We start from the raw sequence: 4,900 nt of genomic DNA, 5'->3' as shown, positions 1-4,900 counted from the left end.
TGTCCATCCATTTTGAAGGACGACTGGATGCTCACATCGATCTGTGATTTTTAACGTGACACAGAATTTTGAACACCCTCGCTATGACAGGCTGACACAGAATATTGCCCCCTCCACTGCACTTACTGAATACAACAAAGTCATTATTATTAAACCAAATACCAAGCACCCATCGTTTTCAACAATTTCTTACTCGAGTATCACTTTTAATCAACCACAACAACTTCGCCAGTGATTAACTCTTTATTCACTCAGCTACCCTATGTCTCATAAATTTCCGCCTCCATTGTTAAGCTAAGCAAATTACCACCTTTCGCTTCAATATAACCACCATCAAGGTAATAGCAGAACAATTCTGAATCACGCATTAGATCGATAAAAACTGGATTGCCATTATCAGTTCCGATCGTAATGCAAGATCTGCATTGTTCAATGGTTAAAGGAGAACTACCGGAAACTTCCAATTGAGTTTTGATGAAGGCATAAAGCTGATTAAAGGTGTTGACAGTGTTTTTATCTATCGTGATTTCATCAATAAGCTCACTCTCCGGGAACAAATAGAACTCACTCCCTCTGTAACAGACAGCTTCAGCCGTATCAATACTATTGAGCCATTCCGCATAATAACTTGGTAATATCACAATTACTCCCCTTCAAAAAACAACATCTAAGCAATGCAAACAATTTTACCGAACAAAATAAATGACGCGTTGCGATTCAAACTTAATGCCACAGCCAGTTCTTAAACATTTAATCTACTCTCCGGCGAAACTTGATCATTTATCAGTTCAACAAGAGATTTAGCAACAAATTTGGCCTCGTCCCAGCCTAAATCACCACAATTAGCGATGTAATAGCCAGAAATTTCTCGCTGTTCAATTTTTGCTACGCAAATATTACCATTTCCATCCATACAAATAGGTATTGAGTTAGGCATATATTTCTTTAACTCGTATATATCCTCACCGAGTATTTCTATGATTGAGAAAAATTGCAGCTCTTTAAAACCAAAAAAGATGTCCGCCCCATTACTGTTCTGCCACCAATCATAAAACTCACTTGGTAAGCTCACACCAAAAGCCCCTTCAAGCTCTCTAATCGATTCTCTACTTACTCCCGGTGGTTTGTTTACGTATTCCATATCGTCCTTTATGCGTCACGCCGACAACAGCTAATCGTAGCGAGGTTAAGCCCAGAATGGGCAATACTAATTAGCCTATTATTGTGTTTTTTTTACATATTTCATCAATTTCTTCTAGAACCAAGCTTAGAGAAGAGTTTTGTTCATTTTGCTTGAGTCTTTCTGCCAATGCTTTCTGAAGCGTTAGCAGCTCCTCTTTTCTGCAACGCAAATGCCAGATATCAGCCTTTGATGGTGCTCCCATTATTTTTGATTCTAGTAAGTTTGAAAGCTTAAAATTCCGGTGCAGGATCAGTGCGCCTATTTGTGAAATACTGAAATCTACCATTTGGTCTCTTTAACAAAAATCAAGCTATCCATTATAGAATGAAAAATTAATCTTCTTTCTGTCTGCATCCAAGCAGCGCTATATGGTTTAAGCTCTTTGAAATCGAAAGAGAGCCTTGAGTTTTAGAGCTTTGATGAAATCGAACTTATTTCAGTCGTGCTAACCTCTACCTAGGATTCATTGTCCACGTTTTAAGCTTGGGTTTACTTGTTTTTTCCTTGCTTTTCATCCCGTTTTTTTGAGCTATAAAATACCTCAATGAACTAACCCTCAATTCTGTGATGATCAAAGAGGTAAACCCGAAAGCACTGACTGCAATCAGAAAAACATTCACAAAAATGATGGAAACTAAGGCTCCGTAAAGAGAAATAGAAAATAGAAACGTGTAGATGATACCGAGAGGTAAATCTCTAGTACCAACATCATATTGGCCTTTTGCCCAATCATAGGTAACCGATACCGGGTTGGTTAAGCCTCCCAAACGAATAATTATCGTATTACCTTGAATCTTGATATTGTACCCTTTGCTTTCTAGTTCATTGGCCAGTTCATTCATCAAGAAACTCCTTTTCCCAATTAAGGCATCAAAAAAATCTAGCAACCCACTAAAAGTTTATTTTTCGCTCAAACATTGTTTGGTACTTGAGCATTCTTTGGTCAAAATCTAGTGTTCAACTATTGTTAGATATCCATTTTTCCTTTGAGCTCGGCGAAGACGTGTTAACACCGGGCAGAAGTTGGGCGCTTTAAACGCCGCAAACTCTCCTTTTCGTATGCGATACCAGTTAACTCTGCTAGTTCAAACAAGACTGCTTCGCTATCAGCAACAAGCTCAGAATACCTCATGACCCAATTCAAACCTACTAACAGCTGTAGGGTAAGCATACGCGGTTTCCAAAGCTATTATCCACTAGGAATACGTATATCATTATGACTTTATTGATGTTTTCAATTTCACCAGCAGATTAACGCGAAAACCGTCGATAACAGGCGCGCTTTTGCGGAGCATTTTGCTGCAAGCATAGCTACCGCACGGATACGAAACTGACTTCGTCCCTGAAGATACCCCAAAACCGCCGAGAGCAGCCCTGGAACTGTGTCAAGACAATATTCCCTATATGGCCTACTACACCAGGAGTTATAATCGCTTGCCGTTAAGAGAAAAAGCCTAAAATAAGCGGTTGAATTGTATCTACAATAACCAGATTGGGTGAGCGAAACAATCGCCAATCGGAAGAAATTAAGTAAAAGCGAAAAAAGGGAAAAGCACAACAAACAGGTCTGTCTGCCGACCCAGAGCACATAAGGGACTTGGTCGCACCTTTTAGCCTAGGGCACCTAAATGATTGGCTATTTGGGAAGTTAGTTGCTCTCTTTTGCGATTCAACTCATGCTTGTTTAGCTTTAGCAATCAGGAATGTGAAGCGGATTACAGCAGTTTGCAGCAAAACACTCTAGGGTAAGTTAACCCTAACAACGAGAGGCAAGCTCTCGGCTTTAAACAGGAATCTCAGATGTCTGATACAGATAAGGCGTTTTTTCAGCGTGCCAGTGAACTCATCGAGTTGGCTAACAAACAGAACCAGAATACTGAAGTCCAGACCGGTGAAGTCAGTGCCTCTTTCATGTATGCCCTGGCTCGTTACAATGCCTGGTTCGGCTCTACCGGTTTTGCCACCAAGGAGCAGATGCAGTCGAAGAAGCAAGAGATGATGGATTACTATATGGAGCGCTACAAGGAGATGCTCGAAGGCTCGATGGACGATTATATCGAGAATTTCGACCACTACCGCGCAACGCAGAAGTAAAGCCGCCATAGTCTTTCAAAATGCCCGGCCAGATGCCGGGCGTTTTATTTTGGAAAAATGGGTTAACTCATGTTTAAAGCCCTTCCCTGGCCTATCGATTTTACCAGCCTCGGATTAGCCCCTAACTCAGATAATCAGTAGCCGCTGATATCTGGGCTCATGTCTAAGCTATTTTCCAGACAATTGCTTGAGTTAATACTTAAGCTTTTATGCCGCTTTGTGGTCTTGCTCCTAAACTGAGTCTTAAAAGAGTGACCCGCTGTCTCGACCCTGAAAGGCTTGAGGCTTATGCTATGACACCTGTTTTGATAGTTAGACAGGTTTTGGCGCAACAGATATCCGGATTAAAACGCGATACGAAACTCTGCTCACGCTACAACCTAAGGAGACACTTGTGACACCCGCAATCGATCTCGCCACCAAGGCGGGGATCTCTTTTACCGTTCACGAATATCACCATGACAAGAATGCCCCTTCCTACGGCGAAGAGGCCGCCAGTGCGCTTGGACTGGATCCCAACAGGGTATTCAAGACTCTACTGGTCAGCAGCGATGAAAAGTCACCGCCACTGGCGGTGGCCCTGGTGCCGGTGAATCATCAACTCAGCTTGAAATGCGTTGCCAAGGCGATTAAAGCCAAGAAGTTGGTGATGGCCAATCCGCAATTGGCGCAGCGTTCATCCGGCTATCTGGTGGGTGGCATCAGCCCTCTGGGGCAGAAAAAGCAGTTACCCACAGTGATAGATGCCAGCGCCCAGGAGTTTGACAGCATCTATGTCAGCGCCGGTCGCCGTGGGCTGGAGATCTGTCTTGCCGCAGAGGACTTGGCCAAGCTCTGCCGCGGCAGTTTTGCGGCGATCAAGAGCTGAATCGTAAGCGGCCAAAGCAAAAGCCCCGATATTAGAGTATATAGTAAAAAGAATGTCTATTCGCGTGTGAGTGAGTGACAGCCCTTTAATAGCAATGCTTCTTATGGAGCTCATAAGCGTACATACCATGTATAATGGTGTGTACGCTTTTTTGTCCCTGCAGGCTTAGCAAGGCGATGGCCTCACTGCATGAAACCATCACCCTGCCAAAGGGTATTTTGGTCAATTAAAATAAAAAAGCCATTCCTGACACTCGCACAGTTCACTACTCGCTAGGCATTTATGATTTTTCTTGACCATCTGTATGGACACGTAAGGTACCTTCGTAACCCGTTTCGGGACAAAAACTAGTTAGAAACTTGTTGTCAGATATTTACAGCAATATCAGGGTTGTGGCAATTCAAGAGCTTTTTTTTGGCACTCTTTCAGAGCTTCATTGCATGCGTCAAAATCTAAGAAATGCCCTACTGCAAACTCAGAGGCAAGATAAGAGATCAATTGAGCATATTTACGGACTCGGCTAGGTGTGTTTACAACGCTAAAAATCAGTGTCGCAAATCTTTGCTCTACTGTATCACCAGTAAGAGTCTTCATTGCAACACGACAACAAGAGTTAAAAACATGCTCTGCATACCCATCATATTGAGGGTTGATTGTCCTACCGCCACTTAAAATGAGGGTGTTCAAAATTCTGTGTCACGTTAAAAATCACAGATCGATGTGAGCATCCAGTCGTCCTTCAAAATGGATGGACA

7 protein-coding genes are annotated in these 4,900 nt (G+C 42.6%); 2 read left to right on the top strand and 5 right to left on the bottom strand.

Translation table 11 applies throughout. From position 1 onward, the window contains the following. Window positions 1-260: 260 nt before the first annotated feature. From CX650_RS03605 to CX650_RS03590, 4 genes are all read right to left on the bottom strand, one after another. Window positions 261-641, bottom strand: a complete 381-nt coding sequence (locus CX650_RS03605; protein ID WP_071476912.1) for a hypothetical protein — start codon at window positions 639-641, stop codon at window positions 261-263. A gap of 101 nt (window positions 642-742) precedes the next feature. After that, entirely contained in the window at window positions 743-1,141 is a 399-nt protein-coding gene (locus tag CX650_RS03600; RefSeq protein ID WP_071476913.1) for an SMI1/KNR4 family protein, read from the bottom strand. A 70-nt stretch (window positions 1,142-1,211) separates the two neighbouring features. Continuing rightward, complete coding sequence (locus tag CX650_RS03595) at window positions 1,212-1,469, bottom strand: hypothetical protein (protein WP_039034268.1); 258 nt, start codon at window positions 1,467-1,469, stop codon at window positions 1,212-1,214. A 166-nt stretch (window positions 1,470-1,635) separates the two neighbouring features. Beyond that, window positions 1,636-2,025 carry a hypothetical protein gene (locus CX650_RS03590; RefSeq protein ID WP_101095048.1) on the bottom strand — a complete coding sequence of 130 codons (390 nt, stop codon included), beginning with the start codon at window positions 2,023-2,025 and terminating at the stop codon, window positions 1,636-1,638. A gap of 958 nt (window positions 2,026-2,983) precedes the next feature. Here CX650_RS03590 and CX650_RS03585 point away from each other — a divergent pair. Together CX650_RS03585 and ybaK are read left to right on the top strand one after the other, a co-directional pair. Further along, window positions 2,984-3,277: a DUF3144 domain-containing protein gene (locus CX650_RS03585; protein WP_025009906.1), complete on the top strand. Its 294-nt coding sequence runs from the start codon at window positions 2,984-2,986 to the stop codon at window positions 3,275-3,277. A gap of 394 nt (window positions 3,278-3,671) precedes the next feature. Further along, window positions 3,672-4,145 carry a Cys-tRNA(Pro) deacylase gene (ybaK, locus tag CX650_RS03580; protein WP_028780679.1) on the top strand — a complete coding sequence of 158 codons (474 nt, stop codon included), beginning with the start codon at window positions 3,672-3,674 and terminating at the stop codon, window positions 4,143-4,145. A 384-nt stretch (window positions 4,146-4,529) separates the two neighbouring features. Here the strand turns inward: ybaK and CX650_RS03575 are convergent, their stop codons facing one another. After that, entirely contained in the window at window positions 4,530-4,832 is a 303-nt protein-coding gene (locus tag CX650_RS03575; protein WP_189484332.1) for a hypothetical protein, read from the bottom strand. Between the last annotated feature and the right edge of the window lie 68 nt (window positions 4,833-4,900).

Source organism: Shewanella indica, assembly GCF_002836975.1.
GTDB lineage: Bacteria > Pseudomonadota > Gammaproteobacteria > Enterobacterales > Shewanellaceae > Shewanella > Shewanella indica.
This window is presented reverse-complemented; position numbering and strand designations above follow the sequence as displayed.